We start from the raw sequence: 26,569 nt of genomic DNA on the forward strand, positions 1-26,569 counted from the left end.
GCCCGAACATGCTGAGTTCATTCGAACGGCTACGTCATCCGGCAAACGCAGATCTCCTGATCGCCGCGGACGACGAGCACGCGGCTGTCGCCGGTCGCGGCGATTACGCCATGCCGTGGCACTGGCATGATTGCCTGATGTTCATCCTGCCGAGCCGCGGGACGATCGAGCTGAAGCACGAAGCCGGACGCGAAGGCAGCTGGCTGTCGCAGGACCGGTTCGCGATCGTTCCGCCGAACCAGGCACATGAGACGCGCGCAGGGATCGGCGCACACAGCCACGTCGCCATCTACGCAACTGGCTCGGTCCTGAAACGCCTCGAAAGAGAGAACGGCTCGCTGAGCGAATTCCGCCGCAGGACATCAACGACCCGGCTGTTTCGCCGGTCAGACAGACTGCGCGCCCTGCAGGCGCTGCTGGTCGGGGATGGCAGGCACGCCTATGGCAATGCCCATATCCGGCACGGACTGTCCTCTACCCTGCTCGTTCAGTGCATCGCCGAGGCTCTGACCGGCGATGCCGTATCCAGTGCCTCGCATCGCGAACACGGCATGACATTGGTCGCGGAGCTGAAGGACTATCTCACCCTTCATGCCGACCGGGATGTTCCGCTCGACGCCCTGGAAGAACGGTTCGGCGTTTCGCGGCGTCACATCACCCGACTGTTTCGCGCGGGGACCGGCGCGTCGATCGGCGAATTCCAGCAACGGATCCGCCTCGACAATGCAAGCGAACTGCTGAAAGCAACCGATCTCCCGATCGGCGAGATCGCGCTCCGCGTCGGCTTCGACAGCGGTGCGGCGCTCGCCCATGCGATGCGCCGGGCCGATGGCCAGTCGCCAAGCGAAGTCCGCAAGCGCATGGCCCGACCGATCAAAATCTAGGGCCCGCTGGAACGCGCGCTGCAGCAACATCCTCCGTAGCTTCGCACCGGTGAATTCCGTGCAGCGCTGGCTGACGTGCAGTGCGAACGCGCGAGGCTGCTAGAGGGTGCAGGGTGCAAACATGATGACGATATCTCCCGAACCGCAGGTTGGATTTGTCAGTGTCTTTGCGGCAGGTCCGCAGGGCGGTAATCCCGCCCCGATCGTGATCGACGCTGCCGGCATGAGTGATGCAGAGATGCAGCAGGTCGCGCGCGCTTACGGGCACGAGAGCGGGTTTGTGTTGCCGCCTCCGCCGGGCTCGGACTGCGATTTCGAATTTCGCTTCTGGGTGCCCAATCATGAGATGTCCATGTGCGGACACGCCACCGTCGGCGCGACATGGCTGCTTCAACGGCTCGGCCGGCTGCAGCGCGATCGGATCACGATCCTGACGAAGAGCGGCCGCGTCCATGCGCGGATCGGCCAATCAGACGAACAGGATATCTCGGTCGAGGTCTCGCAGCCTGCGGGTGTTATCGAGCCGCTTCCCGATACGCCCCGAAGCGTCGATGACATTCTTGACGTCCTCGGGATCGGCTCCGACGGTCTCGCGCCGTTCCCGATCCAGAATGCACGCACCAGCCGGGTCAAGACCCTCATTCCGTTGAAGAGCGTGTCCATCCTTGATGGTCTCAAGCCTGACTTCTCGAGGATGGAGCGCCTGTGCAATGGCATCGACTCCACCGGTCTCTATCCCTACGCGGTTTCCGACCAGCAGGCGCAGGTCATCGATGCGCGGCAGTTTCCGAGCTCCTCGGGCTATCCGGAAGATGCGGCAACAGGCATTGCGGCCTCTGCTTTGTCCTTCGGTCTTCTCGCGAACCGGATGGTGGATGCGTCGGAGCGCCAGATCACCATTCGCCAGGGACGCGCCATGAAGCGCCCCTCCGCGATCAAGGTGCGTTTCAGCTTCGATAACGGAGATCTCAACGGCTGCTGGCTCGGCGGCGCCGTTCAGCCGACCGAATGCGAGAAGAACGTGTCATGACGAGCAACGGGCGGCCCTCGGCGTTCGAAGCCAACTATGGTTTTGCACGCAGCGACGTCCGTCTCGACAACTGGCGTCAGCCCCCCTGGAATGTCTGGGCATTCCGTCACGTGTCCGAACTCATTCCGACGGCACGCATCGCAGCGACGCCGGGACTGATCGAGGATCCACCTGTCGATCCCGGAGACTTGCTCAGGCAGACATTCGCTGTCGGTGGAGAAACGGCTGGTGTCGTGGATGTGCTGCGCAGGACCTCAACCGACGCCCTCGTCGTGATGAAATCCGGCCGTGTCGTTGCGGATTACCATGCGCCGAATTTCACGGCGCAATCACGGCATATTCTGTTCTCCGCGAGCAAGTCGGTGACATCGATCGTCGCGGGAATTCTATACAGCGACGGGCTGATCGATTTCGACGAGACGATCTCGCATTACGTGCCCGAGCTGAAATCCTCCGCCTATTCGGACGCGAGCCTGCGCGATGTCCTCGACATGCGGGTCAGCCTCGATTTCGAAGAGACCTATCAGGATCCCCGCGGTGATTTCGCGCGGTACCGCCGCGCCGGCCTGCTCGAGCCGTCGGTGCCGGGAGATACTCCGGACTCACTCATCGTCTTTCTGGCCTCCCTGCAAAAGGGTGCCGGCGATCACGGGGGCCCCTTCCACTACTGCTCGCCGAATTCGGACGTGCTGGGTCTGGTGATCGAACGCGCCTCGGGCCAGCGTTTCGCCGACTTTGCCGCTGCGCGTTTGTGGCAGCCGCTCGGCGCGCGACAGGATGCCTATATCACCGTCGACGCAATCGGCAGCGCCCGGACCGGCGGCGGCTTCTGCATGACCCCGCGCGACCTCGCGCGCATCGGCGAGATGATGCGACTGGGCGGCATCGCCAACGGCCGGCGGATTGTCGCACAGGACTGGGTGTCGGATACGATCGCGAACGGCTCCGCCGAGGCCTGGCGCGCGGGCAAGTTCGTCGAATGGCTGCCTGAAGGCCGCTATCGCAACAAATGGTACCAGACCGGCAACGCAAGCGGCGCGTTCTTCGCGCTCGGCATTCACGGGCAATATCTCTATGTGAATCCGCGCGCCGAAATGGTCGTCGCAAAATTCTCGTCGCAACCGGAGCCGGTGGACAATGACCTGAAACGGCTCAACCTCGCACTGTTCGATACGCTTGCGAGATTGTGCTGTTGAAGCTGCTGTGTGAGCCGCCCGTCCCCGCAATATTGCGGACTATCGCTGGCGAAGGCCGGCCCCGCGCCTAGCTGTCGTCCGAGCGAACCGACGATGGATGCCGGCACAAGGGTGTCACGCTGACGCGCATGAAGGGGAAGAGCGGCAATGTCGACAGAATGTCGTGCAGCGCCTCATTGCTCGCCACATCGAAGATGCTGACATTGGCGTAACGTCCGGCAACCCGCCACAGATGACGCCACTCGCCTGTCTTCTGCAGTTCCTGCGCGCGTTCACGCTCGGTCTTTTTCAGTTGCTCGACCACATCGGGAGCGATCCCGGGCGGGATCTGCACGTCCATTTCCACCTGAAAAAGCATCGATCAAACTCCTGTGGTTGTGCCAGCCGGTTGAATGCGCGGCGCGTAACCATCGCGGCGGAAGAATGCGACGCGGTCCATGTCCAGTTCGACCCCGATGCCGGGCGCCGTCGGCACCTGCAACACGAAGTCGCCGTAACGCAGGGGCGTCGCGAGAATCTCCTCGGTCAGAAGCAGCGGGCCGAACAGTTCGGTGCCCCATGCGAGCTTTGGCAGCACGGAGAAAACCTGGGCCGACGCCGCGGTGCCGACACCGCCTTCCAGCATCGTGCCGCCATACAGACCGATACCTGCAGCATCGCCAATCGCAGCCATCTTCACCGCATCGTACAGACCACCGGCCTGATTAATCTTCAGGGCGAACACATCCGCGGCACCGCGCGCCGCGATGTCGAAGGCATCCGTCGTGCCGTGCAGCGCCTCGTCGGCCATGATGGGCACGGCGAAGCGACCGCCGAAGCGAGCCTGAGCCCCGCGATTGTCACGCGACAGAGGCTGCTCGATGAGGTCCACGCCGGCCGCCTCCAAGGCGGGAATGCCGCGCCGTGCCTCGGGCTCGCTCCAGGCCTGGTTGACGTCGACCCGCACGCTGGCGCGATCTCCGAGGGCGCGCTTGATGGCCGCCACATGCGCTACGTCGTCGTCTACCGAGCGGAGACCGATCTTCAGCTTGAAGATATTGTGGCGGCGCGCGTCGAGCATCCGCTCGGCTTCCTCGATGTCGCGGCTGGTATCGCCGCTGGCCAGTGTCCAGGCGACCGGCAAGGTGTCGTGCTGGCGCCCGCCAAGCAGCTCCGACACCGGTAAGCCCAGGCGCTTGCCGAGCGCGTCCAGCAGCGCTGTCTCGACCGCGCATTTGGCAAAGCGGTTGCCTTTGACGCGCCGTTTCACGTCGGCCATGAGCGCGGCGACGCGTGACGCATCCATGCCGATGATGGCCGGAGCGATATAGGTGTCGACCGTCAGCTTGATGCCCTCGGGGCTCTCCTCGTCGTAGCTGAGGCCGCCGATGGTCGTGCCCTCGCCGATTCCGACCGTTCCGTCGGAGCAGCGGATGATGACCAGAACCAGGGTCTGGCTGTTCATCGTATGCATCGACAATCGATGGGGGCGGATCGTCGGCACATCGACCAGGATGGTCTCGACCTGGTCGACGCGGACTGCCACGCTGGTGCTCATGAGGGGCATCTTCCTGTTGTCCATGGATGGGGCCTTGAACGGATCGCCGCTACCTTCCCGGCGACCCGTCGCTTTGCCATCTGCCGCTGCGCTACTTCTTGATCAGCGGGCAGCGTGACGCCGATAGCGGCTGGAACGCGTCGTCGCCGGAGACGGTCGCCAGCAGCTTGTAGTCGTCCCAGCGCGCCTTCGATTCCGACGGCTTTTTCACTTCGAACAGGTACATGTCGTGCACCATGCGGCCGTCCTCGCGGATCCGGCCGTTCTTCGCGAACATGTCGTTGATCGGCGTGTCCTTCATGACCTTCATCACGGCCGCTGAATCGGTGGTACCTGCCTTCTTCACCGCGTTCAGGTAGGTCGTGACGGAGGAATAGACACCCGCCTGCGCCGACGTCGGCGCGCGCTTGGTCCGCTCCATGAAACGCTTCGCGAATGCGCGCGTTTCGTCGTTGAGATCCCAATAGAACGCCTCGGCCAGCAACAGGCCCTGCGCGGTTTCAAGTCCGACGCTGTCGATGTCGGAAATGAAGGCCAGCAAGGGTGACAGCTTCTGTCCGGACTGGGTCAGGCCGAACTCGGCGGCCTGCTTGATCGCATTGATGGTATCGCCGCCCGCATTGGCCAGACCGATCACGCTTGCCTTGGTGCTCTGCGCCTGAAGCAAGAACGACGAAAAATCCGAGGTGTTGATCGGGTGCTTCACACTGCCGACAACCTTTCCGCCCGCCTTGGTGACGATGTTCGAGGTGTCGCGCTCCAGTTCCTGGCCGAACGCGTAGTCGGCTGTGAGGAAGAACCAGCTATTGAGGCCGCGCTTCACCGTGGCGAGGCCGGTGACGCTGGCCAGCGCGTAGGTGTCATACGTGTAGTGGACGATGTAGGGACCGCACGCCTCATTGGTCAGCCTGACCGCGCCGGGACCATTGAACATGATGATCTTGCCGCGCGTCCTGGCCATTTCCGCCGCAGCCAGCGCCGTGGCAGAGCCAGCCACATCGACGATGGCTTCGACGTTCTGATTGTCGAGCATTTCACGGGTGAAATTCGCGGCGAGATCGGACTTGTTGAGATGGTCGGCAACGACGATCTGGACCTTGCGCCCGAGAACCTCGCCGCCGAAATCCTGAATGGCCATCTTGGCTGCGGTCTCGCTGCCCGGCCCCGTAATGTCGGCAAAGAGGCCGGACATGTCGAGGACGGCGCCCAGCTTCAGCGGCGCGGTGTTCTGCGCCATGGCAGCCGACGTGGTGACGAGCATGACGGATGCCGTCAGGCCTGAAAGTAGCTTCTTCACATCATTCTCCATCAGCGCTCTCACCCTGAGAGCGCGTCTCTTGCGTGATATTCGTCGTGGATCGATCGCGGTGTGTCAGACGCCCGTCGTCACTGGCTGCCGCGAATGCCTGCGGTCTCGACGATCTGCTTCCATTTGGCGCTCTCCTGCGCCAGATGCGCAGCAAGTTCCTGGGGCGACGACGCGATGACGCGCCCGCTGACATCGGCGAAACGCTTCTGCACATCCGGATCCGCCAGAACCTTGCGGATATCGCCGCTGATGCGCTCCGCCAGCGCCGGCGGCATCTGGCCCGGACCGAAAATGGCCCACCAGTTGGCGAGTTCGAAGCCCGGCAGACCGGATTCGCTGATCGTCGGCACGTCAGGCAATGCGGCGATGCGCTCCTTGGTGGTGACGGCAATGGCGCGGAGGCTACCGCCCTGCACCTGCGGAAGCGCCGTCGAGGCGTTATCGAACATCAGGTCGATCCGGCCGGCCATCAGATCCGTCAGGGCCGGCGATGAACCGCGATAGGGAACGTGGGTCATCTCGACCTTGGCCTGCTGCCGGAACACTTCCGCCGCCAGATGCAGAGAGGAACCAACGCCGGCAGAGCCATAGGTGGCGCCGCCCGATGCCGCCTTTTCTTTCGCAAAGGCGATCAGATCCTTGATGTTCTTGATCGGCGACGAAGGCGGCACAAGCACCACATTCGGCGTCTCGAGCGCCAATGTCAGCGGCGTCAGATCCTTGACGGGATCGTACGGCATTGACTTGAAGAGCCACGGATTGACGGCCACGGCGATCGACGCGAGCACCAGCGTGTAGCCATCGGGGGCGCTCTTGGCGGCAGCGTTGATGCCGATATTCGATCCGGCCCCGCCCCTGTTCTCGACGACGACCTGTTGACCCCAGGTCTGGCTCAGCTTTTCCGCAATCGTGCGGCCGATGATGTCGGCGGCACCGCCGGCGGCGAAGGGAACGATCAACTGGACCGGCTTGGTCGGATAGTCCTGCGCCGTCGCACGGTTTGCGCCCAGGGCGATACAGCAAGCCGCCACCGCGGCGTGGGTCGCCCGGGCAAATAAGGTGCGTCGTGACAGCATGAAAGAGCCTCCCAGTCGGTTCTTATGTTTCGACGGCCGCACAAAAGCGTGCCGGCCAGGTCCGATATTGACAAACACTGGCACGGGACGCGTGATAGGCCAACACAGTCAAAACTATAGATGCGATAGAAGATTGTAATCGGTCATGGATCCCAGACGTCTCGGCTATTTTCTGGCAATCGCCACCCACAAGCGCATGGCGAAGGCTGCAGAAGCCCTCGGCGTCGCCCAGCCAACGCTGTCGCAGCAGATACGCGCCCTCGAGCAGGATCTCGGCACCGTTCTGTTCAACCGGACGCCCCAGGGCATGCAACTGACCGAGACAGGGCATGCACTGCGCGAGCATGCACAACGTCTGATGGTTCAGACCGAAGCGGCGCGCACGGCGATAGCCGAGCTGGAGGGCGGCATGGCCGGCACGCTTCGTGTCGGCGTCATCTACACCTACAGCACGACATTCCTGCCGAAGATCATCGGCAGCTTCGGCGAGAAATATCCTGACGTTCGGCTCAGCGTGGAGGTCGGCTCCGCAAACGATGTCGAGCGACGCATCCTGTCCGGAGATCTCGATCTCGCGATTGCTTTCGCCCCGCCCCAGCACGCAGAATTGGGCGTCGACCTGTTGTTCGAGGAGCGGCTCGTTCTGGTGCTTGCGAAGTCGCAAAGTCAATCACGGCAACAGTCGATCACGCTGCAGGCGCTCGCCCGCCGCCCGTTGGCACTCCTGACCACCGCTTTTGCAACCCGCCGCATTCTCGACCAGTCACTGCCGCCCGATATACAGCTCGACGTGCGCGTGGAAATGAACTCGGTCGAGGCCTTGATCGAACTCGCGAAATCGGGAGGGCTCCCGACGGTTCTTGCCGACCGAAGCCTGAACGCCCGAAAGGACCTTGCGATCATTCCGATCGGGCCTCCGTGGATACGCCGTTCCGGAGCCTTGCTGTGGGATGCCCATCGCTACCAGACGGCAGCCGCGCGCGCTTTCATGGCGATCGCCCGCAAGACGACCAAAAGCGCACAGACCATTCGCGCGTCATAGCGAACAATCGTGGACATCGGCGTTACCAGAGGAGCGTCGGCTGACGGCCCCGCGCGCGTCGATGCGATCAGGCCGCTCAGCGTCCCAGGCGAGCCATGGCCTGGAACGTCCTACCACCAGCCGGTTTGCGGCTGGCGCTGATACGGCGCGACCCTGCGGCGAGCCTGCACGGGCGCGGGATCCGCATTCCAGCGCTGGAAGAACGAGCCAAAGCCATCACCATCCGCATCGTCGCTGCTCGCCATGAGATCGGCAGGTGGCGTCGGCTTGCGCGTAATGAAACCACCCTGGGGCTGATTACTCAGCACCACGACGAATTCGGTGCGATAGTTGGTCTCGGTGCTGAGCGGCTCGTCGGAAATAACGATCGACGACCGCGGCAGCGCAGTCGCGGCGATCCGGTCGAGCACTTCCTGCGGAATGGTGATGCGGTCGAGGGCTGCCTTCGCGCTATCGCCTTCATCGATCGAGACGGCGCTCCAGCGCAGGCCTGCATCGTTCCGCGCCATTGCCGTAAACACATGCGTGCCGATCGGCTTGCCGGGGTCGCGGATGGTGATGGGAACTTCGATGCTTGAATCGAACACTTCGCCGCCGCCGTCCGGCGCCGGCTTGTGCGTATTGCGCCGAACGTAAAGCATCTGCGTCTCGCGGCTGATATAGATCGAGACCGGCTCAAGCGCGAGTTTCGCATCGCTCGCTGCCTTGGCAGTGCCAACCTTTTTGGTCTCGGCCGCCTTGGCGGCGTCCTTCGCGGCGGCCGCGGCATCGAGCTTCGACGCCGTATCGGCCTTTGCGGTTTCGAATTGCGCCCCAAGCTCCGCGGCCCTGGCGGCGGCCTTCTGCTTTACGTCCTCCGCCCGTGCCTTGGCCTCATCGGTCTTTGCCGCAACGACGGCCTTGTCGGCGGATGCAAGCTCGACATCGGCGCGCGCCTTCAGCGATTGCAGCTTGCGCAGGGCTGCCGGCAGCGGCTTCGTCTCGCGCGCCGAGGTCGCTGCGAGTTTCTTCGTCGCGTCCGCGGCAGCAGCGGCCTCCGCAGCCTCGCGGGCGAGCACCTCGACACGGCCCGGAGCAGCGGCGATGGCTTCCGCTTTCGGCATCAGAAGCGCCGGATGGGAGAACTCAACGGGCGCCGCGTCATTCGGCGAGATGATCACCCGCATCCCGATTCGCGTCTTGTCGAACAACCTGTCCGCGAAGCCGTAGGGCATCCGCACACAGCCATGCGACGCGGCATAGCCGGGCAACGGCCCGCCATGCAGTGCGACGCCGTTCCAGGTGATCCGCTGCATGTTCGGCATGGCAGCATCGTCGTACATGTTGGAACGATGGTCCTTGTTCTTCTCGAGAACGGCAAAGACGCCTGCCGGCGTCTCGCGGCCGGACACCCCGGTCGAGACCGGCGCGCGCGTGATCCAGCCATCGGCGTCGTAGAACGTGACCTGCTGGCTCTTGATCGACACGATCGCCATCATCGGCTCGCCTGCTTCGCGCGGGGCGGTCGCCTCGACGACGCGGGCGGGACGCGCCTGCTTTGCGGCGGCTCCGGCCGCCGGAGCGGCTACCGCAATCATTGCTGCCAACACCACGACGGGAGATATCCAGTGCCGCATCCCGACGTTGGGTTGCGCCGTCGCCAATCGATTTGCCATTCAGTGCCTCGGTCAAATGCCTTCCGATCGCGAATCGTACAGGCGTTTGATTGCGATTGTATCAATTCGCCGCCGCTTCGCTTGCCCGATGTCTCGTTGACGCGGCGAGCGCGGCGAAAGTTCATTCGTAGCCGAGAAACGGCGCCGGACAAAGGTGGCTCACTGCCACACCCGGCACGTGGTCGACTGCGAAATCTGGACAAAACGGCGGTTGGGGCCGGAGTTCAAAATGAGCCCAGTGCGGAGCCCATGGCAATCACGGCGGCAAGAGCGACAACCGAGCTCACGATGCCGACCATCACAATGTCGAGATAACTTTGGCGATGCGTCAGGCCGCAGATCGCGAGCAGGCTGACGACCGCACCATTGTGAGGGAGAATGTCCAGAGTGCCGGAGCCGATGACAGCTACGCGGTGCAGCAACCCGGGATCGATCCCTTCCCGCGTGGCAACGTCCATATAGGTCTGACCGAGTGCATCAAGCGCGATTGTCAGTCCGCCGGATGCCGAACCTGTCAACGCGGCGAGCAGGTTCGTGGAAACGGCCAACGACACCAGCGGCCCACCCTTAATGCCCAGCGCCCAGTCCCGCACCATGTCAAATGCAGGCAGCGCTGCGATGACAGCGCCAAAGCCAACGAGGCTCGCGACAGTCAGCGCTGGCAGTACGGACGCGTTGGCCCCGGCATCCATCGTCTGTCGCAGTGCAGGCAATCGCGTCCAGTTGCAGATGACGACTGTCGCGGTCGCTCCTGCGAGCGCGACGACAACGGACCACACACCGGCAACGGCAGGTAGAGACGTGCTGCCCCAGCGCTGCTCGGCCAGGAAGGAGACATCAAGCCGGGGAAGGACAAGGAGCGACATCGCGAGATTGACGACGACAACGACAACCAGGGGAAGAACGGCATTGACGACAGGCACTTCCGCTTCGCTGCGATGCCCGTGGGATATTTCGGCCGGATCGAATTCGCGCGCCGTCGTAGCACGCCCGCGCAAGCGCTCGTCATCGGCAGCGGCGCCGGTCGCGATCGACAATTCTTCGCCATAACCTTCATTCGCTTGTCGTGCCGCCTTCTCGGCGCGAAGCAACCACCACAGCCCAATACCCAGCATGATCAATGACGCGATCATGCCGAGGCCTGGCGCAGCGAAGGGGGTGGTGCCAAAGAAGGGCATGGGTATCGCATTCTGAATCGATGGTGTGCCCGGCAACGCTGACATGGTGAAAGTGGACGTTCCAAGAATGACCGTCGCGGGCACGAGGCGGCGCGGAATCCCCGCCGCGCGAAACAGCGACTGGGCCATCGGAACGATCACAAAAAATGCGACGAAAAGGCTGACGCCGCCATAGGTGACCAATGCCCCCGAGAGCACCACGGCGAGGATGACCCGGCGCTCGCCAAGGCGGCGGGTGATGAAGTTCGCGACCGCAGTGACCGCGCCGCTGTCGTCCATCAGTTTCCCGAATACGGCGCCGAGCAGAAAGATGGGAAAGAACTGAGCGAGAAACTGGGCTGCGCTGCCCATGAAGGTCTGCGTCCAATTGGCAAGCAATGGCTCTCTGCCGAAAGCCGACGCAACCAGCGCCGAGAGCGGAGCAAGCAGCAGAACGCTCCACCCCCGGAAAGCCAGCCAGATGAGAAGACCAAGCCCGACGAGAATGCCGAGAAGCCCCATGACGTCAGCACTCCGCCAACAGGATGTCGAGATCGGCCGTCGAACGCTCGCCAAGATCGGTGCCGTGCGCGTCAAGAAAGTCCCCGGCCGCTTGCCGCCCCTCGTCGCGCAGCTTGGATAGGAAGGCCCATTCGGCGTTGAGCTTGGATGACGCGGCGAAAGTCGCGAGCAGATCGCTCTTGATCCGGTGCGTCTTCATGTGAGCCCAACGAGCGCCTTCCCCGGTGCCGGGATCCACCACCTGACGAAGCAGCGCGATCATCCGCAGCTCCTTTGCCAGCGGCGAGTTGAATGAAATTTCATTGAGACGGTTGAGGATGTCTGCAGCCGTGCGCGGCTCCTCCAGTCGCTCGGTCGGATTGATTTGCACGACGATCGTGTCCTGCGCGTCTGTCTCCCGAACAAGCGGCGTGATCGTGGGGTTGCCTGCATAGCCTCCATCCCAATAGGCTTCGCCTTCAATCTCGATCGCGCGGAACATCGTTGGCAGGCATGCCGACGCAAGCAGCACATCCGCGGTGATCTCGGCGTTACGGAAAATTCGCCCGCGACCTGTCCGTACCCGCGTGGCCGTTACGAAGAGCTTGATCGGCGCACCGGCAAGACGCTCGAAATCGATGCTCTCGGCCAGTATCTCGCGCAACGGATTGTAACCGAGCGGATTGAGATCATAAGGCGACAGAACGCGCGACATCAAATCGGCGAAGAGATAGGCCGGAGAAGTGTCGAGCGACCAGCGTCCCATGAGGCGGTCGAGGGGTGAGCGTTGAAACGGACTGAAGGCCGCCGCACGCGAGACGCGCCGCCAGTATTTGTCCAGGGCCTCGCGTGCTCCGTCGGCACCGCCGGCAGTCCAACCGTCCGCCAGAACGGCAGCATTCATCGCTCCTGCCGATGTTCCGGATATGCCGGCAATTTGTAGCCACGGCTCCTCAACCAGCCGATCGAGGACACCCCACGTGAATGCGCCATGCGAGCCTCCGCCCTGGAGCGCCAAATCCACGAGTACCTGCCTTCGGTTCATCATGCAGCTTCTCCAACTGCCGAGAGACACGCTGGTAGCCAACCGTCGAGCACTTCAGAAACCACGCACCGAATAGGCGTGGCCATCATAGACTTGGAAAGTCTGCTTCAGGTCGCTTTCGACCGAGCCCTGCGACCTCTGCGTGCTATTTGATGCCCACCTCGCGCCAAAAGCAACCTGCGGGGGCCTGGCCAGAAACATCGTGCTGGACCCGACAATCGCACGCGGCGACCTGCAGAAGGACCTCGGCAGAGGCAAATACCAGGCCGACGCTCCGTGAATGAGGCAATGGGCGGCGCTGAAAATTTGAGCCGTACCGAGATGGCACAGCTTCGAGCAAAGGATGATTACGGCGTCAGGAGCTTGTTGTATTTCGCCACATCGCGCGTCACCAGCTGCTGCAGCACCTCCGGTGCATGCTCGTTGGCGTCGGGCGCCACGGTCGACAGATCCTGGAAACGCTTTTTCACCAGATCGCTTTCAACCGACGAGCGAGCAGCAGCGTTCAGCTTGGCGATGATCTCAGGCGGCGTGCCCTTCGGCGCGAACAGGCCATTCCAGCCCTGCGCCTCGAAGTCGGGCAGCCCTGCTTCTGCCGAGGTCGGCAAATCAGGCAGCGTCGCCAGCCGTACCGTCGAGCCGACCACGATGCCCTTCACCAGCTTGTCGTCGATGGCCTGCGAGACGGAGGCTGCAGAATCGCAGACGCCGTCGATCTGCCCGCCGATGGCATCGGTGAGCGCGGGCGCCGCGCCGCGATAGCCGACCAGCGTGACGTCGATGCCGGCGGCCTGCACGAAGCTCTTGCAGATCAGGTAATTCGAGGAGCCGATCCCGGCATGGCCGAGATTGACCTTGCCGGGATTGGCTTTGGCATAGGCGATGAAGCCCTTGAGATCACTGGCCGGGAAATCCTTGCGCAGCGCCACGACGCCGAAGGTCTTGGCCACCATGCCGATGGAGGCAAAGGAGTCCGGCGTGAAGGACAGTTTTGGGTAGATCGTGTAGGTCGCCGCACTGGTGCCGGCATTGCCGATGGCGATGGTGTAGCCATCGGGCGCAGACCGCGCCGCGCGGGCCAGCGCCGTCGAGCCGCCGGCGCCGACGACGTTTTCGATGATGATGGTCTGGCCGAGCGGCACCGCCATCTGTTCGGCCACCGCGCGCGCAATCACGTCCGACGTGCCGCCGGCCGCGAAAGGCACGATCATCGTGATGGGGCGTTTGGGATAATCATCGGCAGATGCCGAGACGCTCGTAGCCAGCACGAGCGCAAGCGTTGCGGCGAGCTTCGACAGCCGCGCCACAGCGGCGATCACGCAGCGCGCTCCAGATGCTCGACAAGACCAGCAAACAGGCCGCGGCCGTCGGTGCAGCCCATGATGTCTTCGACGTGATTTTCCGGATGCGGCATCATGCCGAGCACGTTGCCCCTCTCGCTGACGATGCCGGCAATGGATGCGGCAGCGCCATTGATATTGTGTAGATCGCCAACTTCACCTGTCGGCGAACAATAACGATAGAGCACGCGGCCATCGCCTTCGAGGCGCTTCAGCGTTTCGGCATCGGCGGTGTAGTTACCCTCACCGTGGGCGATCGGCACGCGGATCACCTGACCGGCATTGTAACCGCGGGTAAACGCCGTGTCGGAACGCTCGACGCGCAGATGCACGTCGTGGCACAGGAATTTCAGCTTGGCATTGCGCATCAGGATGCCCGGCAGCAGGCCGGACTCACACAGGATCTGGAAGCCGTTGCAGACGCCCATCACGAGGCCGCCGTCAGCCGCGAACGCCCGCACCGCATCCATCACCGGCGAGCGCGCCGCAATGGCGCCGCAGCGCAGATAGTCACCATAGGAGAAGCCGCCGGGGACGACGACGAGATCGGTGCCCTTGGGCAGCGCGGTCTCGGCGTGCCAGACCATCGTGGACTCCTGCCCCGATGCCAGCTTGAGCGCCCGCGCCATGTCGCGTTCGCGGTTGATTCCGGGGAAGACGAGAACGGCGGATTTCATAGCGATAACCTGGCTCAGAGCACTTCGACGCGATAGTTTTCGATCACCGTATTCGCCAGCAGCTTGTCGGCTGCGGCTTTCAGCGCTTCCTCGGCTTTCGCCTTGTCGGCGCCATTCAGTTCGATGTCGAACACCTTGCCCTGGCGCACAGAGGCAATGCCATCGACGCCGAGCAATTTCAGCGCGCCTTCGATGGCCTTGCCCTGCGGGTCAAGGATGCCGTTCTTCAGGGTAACAGTTACGCGGGCTTTCACGTCTTGATCCTCAGCTCTTGACCAGTACCGGGCCGGTGCCCATCGGGCGTTCGTTTTCGGAGAGAATGCCGAGACGCTTGGCGACCTCGGTATAGGCCTCCAGCACGCCGCCGAGATCCCTGCGGAAACGATCCTTGTCCAGCTTCTCGTTCGACTTGATATCCCACAGCCGGCATGAGTCGGGCGAGATCTCGTCGGCGACGATGATGCGCATCATGTCGTTTTCGAACAGGCGGCCGCATTCCATCTTGAAATCGACGAGACGGATGCCGATGCCGAGAAAAAGACCCGTGAGGAAGTCGTTGACGCGGATGGCGAGCGCCATGATGTCATCGATTTCCTGCGGGGTGGCCCAGCCGAACGCCGTGATGTGCTCTTCCGAGACCATCGGGTCGTTGAGCTGGTCGTTCTTGTAATAGAACTCGATGATCGAGCGCGGCAGCTGGGTGCCTTCCTCGATGCCGAGGCGCTGCGACAGCGAACCCGCCGCCACGTTACGGACCACCACTTCCAGCGGCACGATCTCGACTTCGCGAATCAGCTGCTCGCGCATGTTGAGCCGGCGGATGAAATGGGTCGGCACGCCGATGTCGTTCAGATGCTGGAACAGGTATTCCGAAATCCGGTTATTGAGGACGCCCTTGCCCTCGATCACCTGGTGTTTCTTGGCATTGAACGCGGTCGCGTCGTCCTTGAAGTGCTGAATCAGGGTACCGGGCTCCGGGCCTTCATACAGGACCTTGCCCTTGCCTTCATAAATGCGACGTCGACGGCTCATGGGGATGTACCGGGTGTTGTTGAAATCCATGGATGTGGTGTGCTCCGAATAACGGGATCGACCCACGACGGAGCTGCCGTGAAGGCCAGGAACGGGAAGAAACAGAACGAGAACCGGGCCTGCAGGCAACCTACCCGATCGGCCCTGCCAGTACAATCGACCCGGCCCGCCCAGTGGGGGTTTACCCCAACCTCGCGCAAGCCTGGTCCGATAAGCCTCGCCCGATACCGTCTTGCCTGCGACCTTGCGGCCGATTGTTCCAACGGTATCTCGACCTTATTTAAGCTCCGAACCGGCGTTTACAACGTCGTCCTGACCGCCCAACAACCCCGACGGGAACTTTAACCATGTCATCATTCGACAAGCGCGGCGAAGCCTTCGAGAACAAGTATGCGCTCGACGAAAGCCAGAAGTTCAAGGCCGAGGCCCGCCGCAACAAGCTGCTGGGCCTGTGGGTCGCCGAACAGCTCGGCAAGTCCGGCGACGAGGCCGCCGCCTATGCCAAGGAAGTCGTCGCAGCCGATTTCGAGGAAGCCGGCGACGGCGACGTGGTGCGCAAGGTGCTCGCCGATCTCACCGCCAAGGGCATCGCGATCACCGAGCCGCAGCTGCGCGTGAAGATGGATCAGCTGACCGCTGAGGCCGTCGCGCAAGTGAAGGCGGGGATCTGAGGTCCACAGCTTCGAGTTGCAGTGAAATATCTCGCTGCAATTCACGACGTTTCATAGAGCCGCACATCGCATGATGGCGCGGCTCTTGTCTTTTGAAACGTTCCAGACTCGCAGAGTCTCGCTGAAGCTTCCGAATTGCGATGTGCAAATTCTGAAACAGAGTCGCCCAGCGTGCCGATGACGGCTCGCATGCGCGTGCTACAAATTGCTCAAAATGCACGTTGATTGTTCAATCGTGTCGCGGCTCACCTTGCGACTGCATCACCGAAGACACACAGGCTCGCGAATCTCGTCGCTTTAGAGCGATTCAACTTCCCATTCGAAGTTTTCATTCAAAGCTACTGCTAGATCGCCTGCGCATGTTTCTCAAACGCGAAGGCGACACAAAGTGACGACGGACAACCATTGCAATCTCGACAGCAACGCACGCAGCATCTTCAGGGTGCGCCGCGCGTATTGGTTGATCGGCGCGACGTTCCTGCTGAGCGATCTCTCCACCGATATGTCGATCGCCAATGCACAGACGAATACGACGCTGCCGCCGGTCACCGTCGAATCGCCCACCGAAGCGCGCCGGCCCGCGCGTGCGGCGAACACACCCCAGCGCCGCGCCCGAACGGTTGCTGCCCGGCGCAACGCCAATCCGCCGCCCGCCCCGCCGACGCCGACCGAGCGCGCCATCGCCGCTGCGGCAGCAAAATATGAACAGATCCTCGGCTATCGTGCGATGCCCGATGCGACAACCCTGCGCGGCGCGACGTCGCCGCTCAACACGTCGCAGGTCGTCAACGTCGTGCCGCAGCAGGTGATCAGCGACCAGCGTCCGCGCAATCTCGATGACGCGCTGGTCAACATCAGCGGCATCACCCAGACCAATACGCTGGCCGGCACGCAGGACGCCGTGATCCGTCGCGGTTTCGGCGACAACCGCGACGGCTCGATCATGCGCAACGGCATGCCGATCGTGCAGGGCCGCTCGTTCAATCCTGCTGTTGAAAGTATCGAAGTGCTGAAGGGACCGGCGTCGCTGCTCTACGGCATCATGGATCCCGGCGGCATCGTCAACACCATCAGCAAGCGGCCGGAATTGTATCAGCACGGCGAGGTGACGCTGGAAGGCGCGACCTATGGTTCGCGCAGCGGGGCCAATGCGACCATTGATATCACCGGACCGCTCGGCAAGGATGGCCTCGCCTATCGTTTCGTCGGCTATGGCATCAACGAGGATTACTGGCGGAACTTCGGCACCCGCAAGGAGACGCTCTACGCGCCGTCGCTGGCCTGGTATGGCGACACGACCACGGTTCAGATCAACTACGAACATCGCGACTTTTATTCGCCGTTCGATCGCGGCACGGCCTTCAACAGCGTGACGAAGGCGCCGTTCGCCATTCCGGCGACACGCCGCATCGACGAGCCCTATAACAGCATGTGGGGCACGTCGGATCTCATCCAGGCCTCGGTGGATCAAAAGATCAACGAGGACTGGAAGGTCTATGCGGGCTATAGCTACAACGTCGAAACCTATAATGCTGCGCAGTTGCGCAATACGGTGGTCAACCCGACCACTGGCATAGCGACACGCAGCAATGACGGCACCTACGGCGCACTGACGTCCTCCAGCTTCGGCACCGCCTATATACAGGGCGGATTCTGGATCGGCGGCATGCGCAACGAAGTGCTATTCGGCGGCGATGCCCAGTATCGCGTGATCTACCGCAAGGATCTGGTCCGGCAGGGGGCTGCGAATTTCAACATCTTCAATCCGGTTTATGATCGACAATTGCCCGGCACCACCGTTGTCGCTACCGACAGCGATCAGACCGACAAGCTCAGCACGCAGTCCTTGTTCTTCCAGGACACGCTGCATCTGACCAATCGGGTCGCCGTGGTCGGCGGCGTGCGTTACATGACATTCGACCAGCTGGCGGGACGCGGGCGCAATCCGTTCATCGCCAATACGGATCTGTCCGGCAACAAGGCGCTGCCGCTCGGCGGCGTGATCCTGAAGGTCACGGACGAAGTCTCGCTCTATGCCAGCTACACGGAATCGCTGAAGCCGAATTCGACCATCGCTCCCAACGGCGCGGTATTCGACTCGCAGACGAAGCCCGAGGAAGGCGTGTCGTGGGAAACCGGCATCAAGTTCGATATCGACAAGCGCTTGTCAGGCACGGTCGCGCTATACGACATCGACAAAAAGAACGTGATGCTGTCGCAATACAATACGGTCACCACGACCAACGAGGCACGTACCGCGGCTGCGGCGCGCTCACGCGGTGTCGAAGTCGACGTTACCGGCAAGCTGACTGACAGCTGGAGCATGATCGGCAGCTATGCCTATACCGATGCGATCTTGACGCAGGACTCGCAATACACCGGAAACCACCTGCAGAATGTCGCCCTGAACACCGGGTCGCTATATCTCGTCTATGATTTCGGCACGATGCTGCCGGGTCGTCTGCGCGTCGGCGCCGGTGCACATTATGTCGGCGATCGTCCCGGCGATGCTGCAAACAGCTTCGTGCTGCCGTCTTACACGGTGGCCGACGCCTTTGCGACCTACGAGACGAAGTACCAGACTCTGCCTGTGATCTATCAATTCAACATCAAGAACATCTTCGACAAGGTCTACTATCCATCGGCAGTGAGCCTTCCCAACGTTGCCCTTGGCGATGCGCGGCGCTTCTCGCTGGCAGCGACGGTGAAGTTCTGAGGCAATAGAATGCGACCATCGCGACGACGCAACGTTCGGGCACTACCGCTGGCTCTGACGCTTGCGTCGTCGCTCCTCCTCTTCGGCACGGCCGCCAGCCGCGCCGAAGAAATCAATCTCTATTCGACGCGCGAACCGCAGCTGATCGAACCGGTCATCGCATCCTTCACGGCGACGACCGGGATCACGGTCAAGCTCACTTATATCGAGGACAATCTCGTCAAGCGCATGAAGGCCGAGGGCGGCGCCTCCCCCGCTGACGTGCTGATGACCATCGGTCTCGACAAGACCTCGCAATTCGCCGCGAACGATCTGTCGCAACCGACCACCTCTCCCCTGCTCGACAAGGCGATCCCGCCGCAGCTGCGCGGCAGGGAATGGATCAGCCTGTCGGTGCGTCCGCGCGTGGTGATGGTGCGGAATGACTCCACACAAGGCGCGATCCGCTACGAGGATCTCGCCGATCCCCGTTTTCGCGGCCAGCTCTGCATCCGCTCGCCCTTGCATCAAAACAATGTCGCGCTGATATCGGCCTATCTCGTGCATCACGGTGCCGACGCCACCGAGACGTGGCTCAAGGGTGTCAAGGCCAATCTCGCGCATGCGCCGGAAGGCAAGGACAACGACGTCATCCGTCAGCTCGCGGAAGGTCGCTGCAGTATCGGCATCGCCAATACCGTGGCGCTGGCACAATTGCGCGACGGCCGCGAAGGCGCGGACTGGACCGCCTGGGCGAATAAAGTGAAGACGGTGCCGACGACATTCGCGACATCAGGCACGCATGTGAACCTCACCGGCGCGGCACTGGCGAAACACGCGCCGCATCGCGCGGCCGCGGTGAAGTTCCTGGAATTTCTGGTGACACCGGCCGCGCAGAAACTCTATGCCGCGGCCGAACTGGAATATCCGGTGACGGCAGGTGCCGAGAGCGCACCGCTGGTGGCGGCGATGGGGGCGTTTCCGAGCGATACACTGGCGATCGACCAAATCGCAGCCAGCCAGAAGGCGGCGATTGCACTGATCAGGAAAGTTGGGTTTGAGAAGTAGGCGCGCATGATGCGCCACCTCCGCCCACGCGTCATTCCGGGGCGCGTGCGTCTTCGCACGCGAACCTCAGCCACTCCACTTGGAGTAGCGGGGAATCCCGGCATGGCGGTCACCTCTCCGCCGCCCGGAATGTCGAGATGATGAACACGCGGGGATTCCCCGCCACTCCAATTGGAGTGGCTGAGGTTCGTGCTTGGCCGGCTTCGCCGGCAACGCACGCCCCGGAATGACGACGTGTGGTTAGCTACCGCCAGCCCATACCGGGCGCGACGTGTTTCAATATCGCCTCGATCACATGGGCGTTGTAATCGACGCCCAACTGGTTTGGCACCGTCAGCAGCAGCGTATCGGCCTCCACGATCGCCTCGTCGCCCTTGAGCTGCTTGATCAACGCGTCCGGCTCCGCTGCAAAGCTGCGGCCGAAGATGGCGCGTTCGGTGCCGTGTAGGTAGCCGACCTTGTCCTCGCCCTCGTTGCCTCGGCCGAAATAAGCGCGGTCGCGGTCGTCCACCAGCGCGAAGATGCTCCGGCTCACTGACACGCGCGGGTCGCGCGTGTGCCCCGCGGCCTTCCAGGCGTCGCGATAGAGCCGGATCTGCTCGGCCTGCTGCACGTGAAACGGCTTGCCTGATTCGTCGATCTTCAGCGTCGATGACTGCAGGTTCATGCCCTGCTTGGCCGCCCATTCCGCCGTCGCATTGGTGGAGGCGCCCCACCAGATGCGCTCGCGCAGGCCTTCGCTATGCGGCTCGAGCCGCAGCAGGCCGGGCGGGTTCGGAAACATCGGGTTGGGATTCGGCTGCGCAAAGCCCTTGCCTTGAAGGACGTCGAGAAACACCTCGGTATGCCGCCGCGCCATGTCGGCGTCGGTCTGCCCCTCAGGGGGCGCGTAGCCGAAATAGCGATAGCCGTCGATCACCTGCTCCGGCGAGCCGCGGGATATGCCGAGCTGCAGCCGCCCGCTTGCGATGAGATCCGCGCTGCCGGCATCCTCCGCCATATAGAGCGGGTTCTCGTAGCGCATGTCGATCACGGCGGTGCCGATCTCGATCTTCTTGGTGCGCGCGCCGACGGCCGCGAGCAGCGGAAACGGTGCGGCGAGCTGGCGCGCGAAATGATGCACCCGGAAATAGGCGCCGTCGGCGCCGAGCTCCTCGGCGGCAACGGCGAGATCGATGGACTGCAGCAGCGCATCGCCCGCCGAGCGCGTCTGAGACGAGGCCGACGGGGTCCAGTGACCGAAGGAAAGAAAGCCGATGTTCTTCATGGGACGGGTACTCGGGGTGGGTTTGCTGATCACCTATCTAGGCGTGAATGGCAGCAAGAAAAGGGAAACGATGGAAACGCATCGTTTCCGATGAGGCGACCATGTTCGCAGACTGCAGATTCGTGTCCACTTTCGCGCACCCCGGCACGACGCTGCACCGCCCCTCGCCGCACCCCTTAAACGTGCATCCTGTCACAAATCTTCTATAGGTTGACCAAAATACGGCGTTGGGCGAGCATCAGCGTTACGTCGAAAACGGGGGGACAGGGCCATGCGCGTCACGACGTCTGCCGGAGCTTTCGAAGCGAGCGCGATCGCGGGTACGCGCGCCATCATGATCGCGCTCAATTGCGACGAGGCCGCGTGCAAGGGACTGCTGGGATTTGCATTCCAGCGCGCCAAGGGCGCCGGCAAGCCGGAATTCCTGCGCTCGCTGAAAGTGTTCGAAGAGGTCGAGCCAGAGCCCGACACCGAGCACGGAGAGTATTTCACCGACAAATTTCCGATCCAGAGTTTCCTCTGGAGCGACTACACCACGGAGCCCGGCACGACCTATCACTTCGAGGTCATCCCCGTATTTGGCGACCCGACCGCCCCCGAACTGCGCGACGCCGAGAAGCTCGCCTTCACCGTCACGACGGAGAAGGAGGACGATGGTCAACACGGCATCTGGTTCAACCGCGGCGCCATCGCCAGCCAGGCCTATGCGCGCAAGTTCAAGAACCACAAGCCGACCGACGCGGAGATGGACAATCCGAAGGACAAACACACGGTCTGGCTCTCGCGCGGCCTGCTCGAGGCCTGCCTGGACTATATCGACACGACGAAGAAGAGCGAGGCGCTGCGCGCCTGCATCTACGAATTCACCTATGCGCCCATCATCGAAGCGTTGAAGGCCAAGATCGATGACGGCTTCGACGTCCGGCTGATCGTGCATGACGACAAGAAGGGCAAGAACCGCAAGGCGATGAAGACCGCCGGCCTCGACGTCAAGGCGAAGCACAATGGCGAGCCGGTCGTGATCTGGCGCACGCGGCCGCCGATCCCGCACAACAAGTTCATCATCAAGCTTGACGGCGACGCGCCGCAAGAAGTGTGGACCGGCTCGACCAACATCACGCCGTCCGGTTTCCTCGGCCAATCGAATGTCGGCCACCTCGTTCATGACAGCGACGTTGCCGAACAATACCTGAAATACTGGACGATCCTGAGCGACAACCCGACCGGCAAGCCGGCGAAGGAAGGCGTCGCGGAGATTTCGCCCTACCCGCCTGCCCTGGTGAAGCCGGGATCGCAGACCTGCATCTTCTCGCCGCGCCAGACGGCATCGATGCTGAACTGGTATGCCGACCGGATGAGCGACGCCACCTCGTCGATCATGTTCACCGCGGCCTTCAACGTCGCCGCCGATTTCATCGAGCCACTGGCGCGCGACCGCGACTTCCTGCGCTTCGTGCTCAAGGAGAAGCCGCCCACCGCCGACGAGCGCAAGGCGCTCAAGGGCGACCGCGACCTGCAGATTTCCTTTGGCGCCGTACTGGGCGCCGAGTTCAAGGTGGTCGACGGCAAGCTGGTCGCCAAGCGCAAGGTGAAGGAATTTCCGCTCGACCGCTGGTTTCTCAAGGAGGAGCTCACCCGCGACGAAGGCAATATCTTCTTCGTCCACACGAAATATCTGCTGATCGATCCCCTGAGCGACGATCCCCTGATCTGCACCGGCTCGGCGAATTTCTCGGAAGGGTCGCTGACCACCAATGACGAAAACATGATCCTGATCCGCGGCTCGACCCGCGTGGCCGACATCTACATGACTGAGTTCGACCGCCTGTTCCGGCATTTCTATTTCCGCGATGTCGCCAATGACGTGGCCAGCAAACGCAAGAAAGGCGAGAAGCCGGAAAAGGTGTTCCTCGATCCGGACGACCGATGGACGGAGAGCTATTTCAAGCCTGGCGGATTCAAGTCGCGGCGGCGCGAGATGTTCTTCACGATCCCGGCCTCCAACTGGACCGTCAATGCCGCAACCCATAGCGACGACGAACCGGTTCGTCCGCCGAAAAAGAAGAAGGCAGCGAAGGCTGTAGCGAAGAAGGCGAAGACGAAGACAGCCAAGAAGAAAACAACCAAGAAGACGGCAAAGGCCGCGTCAGCCAAAAAAGCCAAGACCGTCAAAACCAAGAAGGTCGCGAAGGCGAAGGTCAAAAAAGCCAAGACCAAGACGACCAAGGCGAAGAAAGCCAAGACCAAGAAGTCAAAGGCCAAGTCGAAACGCTGAGCGGGGGCAACACGCCGGGGCCCCCGCGCCCCGCGCTAGCTCAGCACCCCCGTGCCATCGCGCGGCGCGCCGCCGCGGGTGGCGGCGGCCTTGATGCCCCAGTCGGCCATGAATTTCGGCCGTGGCTTGTCCTGCAGCATGAGCGCGCCGCCGACCAGTGCGCGTGTCGGGATCGCATCGCGGTCGATGGCGCCTTCGAGAGTCATGGCGAGGTCGCGCGCGAAGACGCGGTTGCCGATGTGCCAGGAATGGGTGAAGTCGCCGAAGAACGTGCTCTTCTTCGGATCGAGCGTGGCGAAATAGTCCCCGCAATTGACATTGGTCGCCTTGGCATGCGCATCCGCCGGCAGGCCGACGCGGCCCGCGCGCGGCGCCACGCCGAGCCGCTTGGCATTGGAGGCCGCCAGCACGCTGTCATAGGGATTTGAATAGTTGGTGAGGCGCAGGATGCGCTTGAACATCGGCCCCGACCAGGAATCATTCGCCGACAGGCTCGACGACGCCACGTCGCCGGCGATGAAGGCGACCTGGCTGACGCGCCAGTTGCTCTTGAACAGCGCGCCGTCCTTCTCCGCCTGCACGAAGGCTTCCATGGCCACATAGGCCCCGGTGGAATGGCCGAGCAGATGCACATTGGTGACGCAGTCCTTCTCCTGCCCCTGCGCCAGCACGGTGATGCAATCGCTCACCAGCTTCACCGCCACTTCGGCGCCCTTGGAGCGATCCTGCCAATAGGCCAGCGTCTCGTTGTCGCTCGGCCAGTCGAAGCCGATGACGAGGCCCTTCCAGCCCTCGGCCTTGAGATCCTTCGCCAGCTGACGCTGGCGCTTCATGATGATGTCGAGATCGTTGTTGTAGCCGTGGATGAAGACGAGGATGTCGCCGGCCACGCTGATCGAATTCTGGTTGGGATCGCCGTCAGCGATGTCGCGCACCTCCTTCACCCATTTGGCGAGATCGGTCTTGCTCGACGTCGCCATCGCCGGCGTCGGGATCGCCACATTGGTCGGCACCCGCAGATAGCGGATGGTGCCGACATTCTCGTTGAAGGCCGCGCCCGAGATGCCGCGCGCGGTGATCAGATAATCGACACCTGCCATGAAATCCCCCTGCCGTTCCCGCCGGGTTTCCTCCGCATCGCGCCGCCCCCTCTTTGTGAGCCAGGCACGATCGACGTGTGCCAGCCTATCGCGCAATCACAGGTGCAGCCAAGTGACGGGATGCGCGCCTCTCACAATATCGACGACGGACGGCGACGCATCGGACGCCGCACGCCCGGCTTGCGCAATCCCGCATATAGGTATATATTCTTTAACATGACCCATCCCTTCTTCGGCCCCATCATCCGCCTTCGCGTGACGCCCGATGAGCCCGAGGCGCCGGATGCCTTTGTGGGCGGCCCGCGCGTGCGCGGCTCGAAGCGGCCCCATGGGGATGCCAAATGCGCGCAGGTGCGCCGCCTGATCGAGACGACGGTGCTGACCTATGGCGAGATCGCGAAGCAAACCGGCGTCGGCCGCGCCTCGATCTGCCGCTGGACGCGCGACGGCGGCTGGCAGCGCCCGCTCTTCGCGCCCCGCGCCACCGACACGGTGCCCTCCGCCCGCGCCTCGCAGAAACTCAAGCTGCGCAAACTCGCCGAGCGGCTCCACGCGCTGGCCGAGCGCGCCGTGCGCGAGCTGGAAGCGCAGCCCGATGTCGATATCGACCGCCTGATGCAGGCGCTGCAACTGCTGAAGATGGCGCGGCTGGAAGCGATGGGCCGCCGGCGCCCGCGTCGCCCCATCGACATGCCCGCGCGCACCGGCCGCGAGATGATGGAGCGCGACGCTGCAATCCGCACCGCGCTGAAGGAGATGCGCCGCGGCGGCGTCGATGTGGCACAGATTCCGGACGACGCGATGGCGCTGCTGGAAGCGGCGCATACGCCGCCGGAGCGGGATCATCCGGCGCTCCGGCCAAGGGGGAGCAAGCGGAGATAGAATGCTCCGCGACACGCACACACCCGGCCTGCGTGAAGCTCGCCGTTAGCCCCACCCACTCCGTCATCCCCGGGCTTGACCCGGGGATCCACGCCTTTCTCATCTTACGGCCAAGACGTGGATGGCCGGGTCAAGCCCGGCCATGACGTGGGGAGAGAACAGCGTGCAACACGCGGTGCCGCCCGGCCACGACGCGGAGAAGACGAAGCCTCACACCTCCACCGGCAAATAGAAGTCGATCACCGCGCCCTTCTTCGTCGGCGCAAACTCGCTGTCATAGCGTTCGAAATCCGGCCGGTCGGCGACCGTGAGCCTTGATGCCGGCACCAGCTCGCCCCAGATGGTCGCCATCGCGCGCTTGATCTGCGGATGCACCGCGCCGCCGGTCAGCACGATGCGAAACACCGCATAGGTCGACGCTTCGATGTGCTTCGCCGCAAAGCCCGCCGGCAGCGCCGCGCCCTGTTCCACGCCGACACCGGCCATGTAATCGAAACTGCCTTCGGCGCGGTCGACATTCCAGACCACGCCATAGGTGGTCCAGCTCGGCGCCTGCCCTTTGAACGGCAATGCGCCCATCAGCTTCGACCACAGTTGCGGAATGTCGGCCTTGTTCGCCTCGTCAAACCGCGCCGAAGGACCCGCGATGGTGAAGGCGTCCAGCGCCACCAGGTCCGGCAAGCGGGTGACAGCGACGGCGACGTCATCGGGCATGGTCATCGGATATTGTCCTTCGATGGGAGTGACACTGAAGCCGCGCCGAAACCGCCCGGGCGCAACGCCGAACAAGCGCGCAAAGGCGCGGGTGAACGCTTCCTGCGAGTCGAAGCCGCAATCGAGCGCGAGATCGACCAGCCGCAGATCGGGATCGGCGGTCAGCCGCTGCGCCGCGCGGACCAGCCTGCGCCCGCGCACATGCGCCATCACGCCCCGCCCCATGGCGGCCGAGAACAGCCGCGAGAAATGATAGGGCGAGAGCTTGGCGTGGGCGGTGATCGTCTCGACGTTCAGGGGCTCGTCGAGATGCTGTTCGATCCAGGCGAGGACGGCGACGAGGTCAGGCGTGCGGTGCGGCATTGGCTGGTTCATGCGGCGGGGTATCGCATGGGCGGGTGGGGCTGTCTTGATCG

23 protein-coding genes are annotated in these 26,569 nt (G+C 63.0%); 9 read left to right on the top strand and 14 right to left on the bottom strand.

Features of this window, described 5'->3' with window-relative positions; all coding sequences use genetic code 11:
• Nucleotides 1-8: 8 nt before the first annotated feature.
• The 3 genes from AB7828_RS11055 to AB7828_RS11065 all read left to right on the top strand — a co-directional run bounded on the left by AB7828_RS11055 (nt 9) and on the right by AB7828_RS11065 (nt 3,110).
• A complete protein-coding gene (locus tag AB7828_RS11055) occupies nt 9-884 on the top strand; it encodes a helix-turn-helix domain-containing protein (protein WP_441230150.1) in 876 nt (291 codons plus the stop codon).
• Between the two features lie 121 nt (nt 885-1,005).
• Complete coding sequence (locus AB7828_RS11060) at nt 1,006-1,914, top strand: PhzF family phenazine biosynthesis protein (RefSeq protein WP_441230151.1); 909 nt, start codon at nt 1,006-1,008, stop codon at nt 1,912-1,914.
• A complete protein-coding gene (locus AB7828_RS11065; protein WP_441230152.1) occupies nt 1,911-3,110 on the top strand; it encodes a serine hydrolase domain-containing protein in 1,200 nt (399 codons plus the stop codon). Before AB7828_RS11060 ends, AB7828_RS11065 begins: the two co-directional genes overlap by 4 nt.
• 67 nt (nt 3,111-3,177) lie before the next feature.
• Here the strand turns inward: AB7828_RS11065 and catC are convergent, their stop codons facing one another.
• The 4 genes from catC to AB7828_RS11085 all read right to left on the bottom strand — a co-directional run bounded on the left by catC (nt 3,178) and on the right by AB7828_RS11085 (nt 7,032).
• The gene (catC, locus tag AB7828_RS11070) at nt 3,178-3,468 is read right to left on the bottom strand and encodes a muconolactone Delta-isomerase (protein ID WP_115029691.1); all 291 of its coding nucleotides are present in this window, start codon (nt 3,466-3,468) and stop codon (nt 3,178-3,180) included.
• A gap of 3 nt (nt 3,469-3,471) precedes the next feature.
• A complete protein-coding gene (locus AB7828_RS11075; protein ID WP_441230153.1) occupies nt 3,472-4,647 on the bottom strand; it encodes a muconate/chloromuconate family cycloisomerase in 1,176 nt (391 codons plus the stop codon).
• Nucleotides 4,648-4,738: 91 nt separating this feature from the next.
• Nucleotides 4,739-5,944, bottom strand: a complete 1,206-nt coding sequence (locus AB7828_RS11080; protein ID WP_441230154.1) for an ABC transporter substrate-binding protein — start codon at nt 5,942-5,944, stop codon at nt 4,739-4,741.
• An 89-nt stretch (nt 5,945-6,033) separates the two neighbouring features.
• Nucleotides 6,034-7,032 carry a Bug family tripartite tricarboxylate transporter substrate binding protein gene (locus AB7828_RS11085; protein ID WP_441230155.1) on the bottom strand — a complete coding sequence of 333 codons (999 nt, stop codon included), beginning with the start codon at nt 7,030-7,032 and terminating at the stop codon, nt 6,034-6,036.
• Between the two features lie 145 nt (nt 7,033-7,177).
• On the opposite strand from AB7828_RS11085, the gene AB7828_RS11090 reads away from it, so the two are divergent.
• Complete coding sequence (locus tag AB7828_RS11090) at nt 7,178-8,074, top strand: LysR substrate-binding domain-containing protein (protein WP_231080037.1); 897 nt, start codon at nt 7,178-7,180, stop codon at nt 8,072-8,074.
• 110 nt (nt 8,075-8,184) lie between these two features.
• Here AB7828_RS11090 and AB7828_RS11095 read toward each other — a convergent pair whose 3' ends face one another.
• From AB7828_RS11095 to purC, 7 genes are all read right to left on the bottom strand, one after another.
• Entirely contained in the window at nt 8,185-9,729 is a 1,545-nt protein-coding gene (locus tag AB7828_RS11095) for a L,D-transpeptidase (protein WP_441230156.1), read from the bottom strand.
• A 224-nt stretch (nt 9,730-9,953) separates the two neighbouring features.
• The gene (locus AB7828_RS11100) at nt 9,954-11,408 is read right to left on the bottom strand and encodes a GntP family permease (protein ID WP_441230157.1); all 1,455 of its coding nucleotides are present in this window, start codon (nt 11,406-11,408) and stop codon (nt 9,954-9,956) included.
• A 4-nt stretch (nt 11,409-11,412) separates the two neighbouring features.
• Nucleotides 11,413-12,432: a patatin-like phospholipase family protein gene (locus tag AB7828_RS11105; RefSeq protein ID WP_441232225.1), complete on the bottom strand. Its 1,020-nt coding sequence runs from the start codon at nt 12,430-12,432 to the stop codon at nt 11,413-11,415.
• A 347-nt stretch (nt 12,433-12,779) separates the two neighbouring features.
• Nucleotides 12,780-13,739, bottom strand: a complete 960-nt coding sequence (locus AB7828_RS11110) for a tripartite tricarboxylate transporter substrate-binding protein (RefSeq protein ID WP_441232226.1) — start codon at nt 13,737-13,739, stop codon at nt 12,780-12,782.
• Between the two features lie 8 nt (nt 13,740-13,747).
• The gene (gene purQ, locus AB7828_RS11115) at nt 13,748-14,449 is read right to left on the bottom strand and encodes a phosphoribosylformylglycinamidine synthase subunit PurQ (RefSeq protein ID WP_441230158.1); all 702 of its coding nucleotides are present in this window, start codon (nt 14,447-14,449) and stop codon (nt 13,748-13,750) included.
• 14 nt (nt 14,450-14,463) lie between these two features.
• The gene (gene purS, locus AB7828_RS11120) at nt 14,464-14,703 is read right to left on the bottom strand and encodes a phosphoribosylformylglycinamidine synthase subunit PurS (RefSeq protein ID WP_441230159.1); all 240 of its coding nucleotides are present in this window, start codon (nt 14,701-14,703) and stop codon (nt 14,464-14,466) included.
• Nucleotides 14,704-14,713: 10 nt separating this feature from the next.
• On the bottom strand, nt 14,714-15,481 hold the full coding sequence (purC, locus tag AB7828_RS11125) for a phosphoribosylaminoimidazolesuccinocarboxamide synthase (protein ID WP_170849540.1): 768 nt from the start codon (nt 15,479-15,481) through the stop codon (nt 14,714-14,716).
• A 347-nt stretch (nt 15,482-15,828) separates the two neighbouring features.
• Here purC and AB7828_RS11130 point away from each other — a divergent pair, with 347 nt between their 5' ends.
• From AB7828_RS11130 to AB7828_RS11140, 3 genes are all read left to right on the top strand, one after another.
• Entirely contained in the window at nt 15,829-16,152 is a 324-nt protein-coding gene (locus tag AB7828_RS11130) for a DUF1476 domain-containing protein (RefSeq protein ID WP_089265035.1), read from the top strand.
• A 502-nt stretch (nt 16,153-16,654) separates the two neighbouring features.
• Nucleotides 16,655-18,868, top strand: coding sequence for a TonB-dependent siderophore receptor (locus AB7828_RS11135; protein WP_441232227.1), 2,214 nt, complete (start codon nt 16,655-16,657; stop codon nt 18,866-18,868).
• Nucleotides 18,869-18,877: 9 nt separating this feature from the next.
• Nucleotides 18,878-19,915 carry an extracellular solute-binding protein gene (locus AB7828_RS11140; protein ID WP_441230160.1) on the top strand — a complete coding sequence of 346 codons (1,038 nt, stop codon included), beginning with the start codon at nt 18,878-18,880 and terminating at the stop codon, nt 19,913-19,915.
• Between the two features lie 244 nt (nt 19,916-20,159).
• Here AB7828_RS11140 and AB7828_RS11145 read toward each other — a convergent pair whose 3' ends face one another.
• Nucleotides 20,160-21,182 carry an LLM class flavin-dependent oxidoreductase gene (locus tag AB7828_RS11145; protein ID WP_441230161.1) on the bottom strand — a complete coding sequence of 341 codons (1,023 nt, stop codon included), beginning with the start codon at nt 21,180-21,182 and terminating at the stop codon, nt 20,160-20,162.
• A gap of 271 nt (nt 21,183-21,453) precedes the next feature.
• Between AB7828_RS11145 and AB7828_RS11150 the strand changes: the two genes are divergently transcribed.
• Entirely contained in the window at nt 21,454-23,457 is a 2,004-nt protein-coding gene (locus tag AB7828_RS11150; RefSeq protein ID WP_441230162.1) for a phospholipase D-like domain-containing protein, read from the top strand.
• A 35-nt stretch (nt 23,458-23,492) separates the two neighbouring features.
• On the opposite strand, the gene AB7828_RS11155 is transcribed toward AB7828_RS11150, so the two are convergent.
• Nucleotides 23,493-24,557 (bottom strand): alpha/beta fold hydrolase, encoded by a 1,065-nt coding sequence (locus tag AB7828_RS11155; protein ID WP_441230163.1) that lies wholly within the window; start codon nt 24,555-24,557, stop codon nt 23,493-23,495.
• Nucleotides 24,558-24,677: 120 nt separating this feature from the next.
• On the opposite strand from AB7828_RS11155, the gene AB7828_RS11160 reads away from it, so the two are divergent.
• Entirely contained in the window at nt 24,678-25,439 is a 762-nt protein-coding gene (locus tag AB7828_RS11160) for a hypothetical protein (RefSeq protein ID WP_441230164.1), read from the top strand.
• A 210-nt stretch (nt 25,440-25,649) separates the two neighbouring features.
• On the opposite strand, the gene AB7828_RS11165 is transcribed toward AB7828_RS11160, so the two are convergent.
• Entirely contained in the window at nt 25,650-26,528 is an 879-nt protein-coding gene (locus AB7828_RS11165) for an effector binding domain-containing protein (RefSeq protein ID WP_441230165.1), read from the bottom strand.
• Nucleotides 26,529-26,569 lie beyond the last annotated feature (41 nt).

It is taken from the genome of Tardiphaga sp. 215_C5_N2_1, assembly GCF_052076055.1.
Lineage (GTDB): Bacteria > Pseudomonadota > Alphaproteobacteria > Rhizobiales > Xanthobacteraceae > Tardiphaga > Tardiphaga robiniae.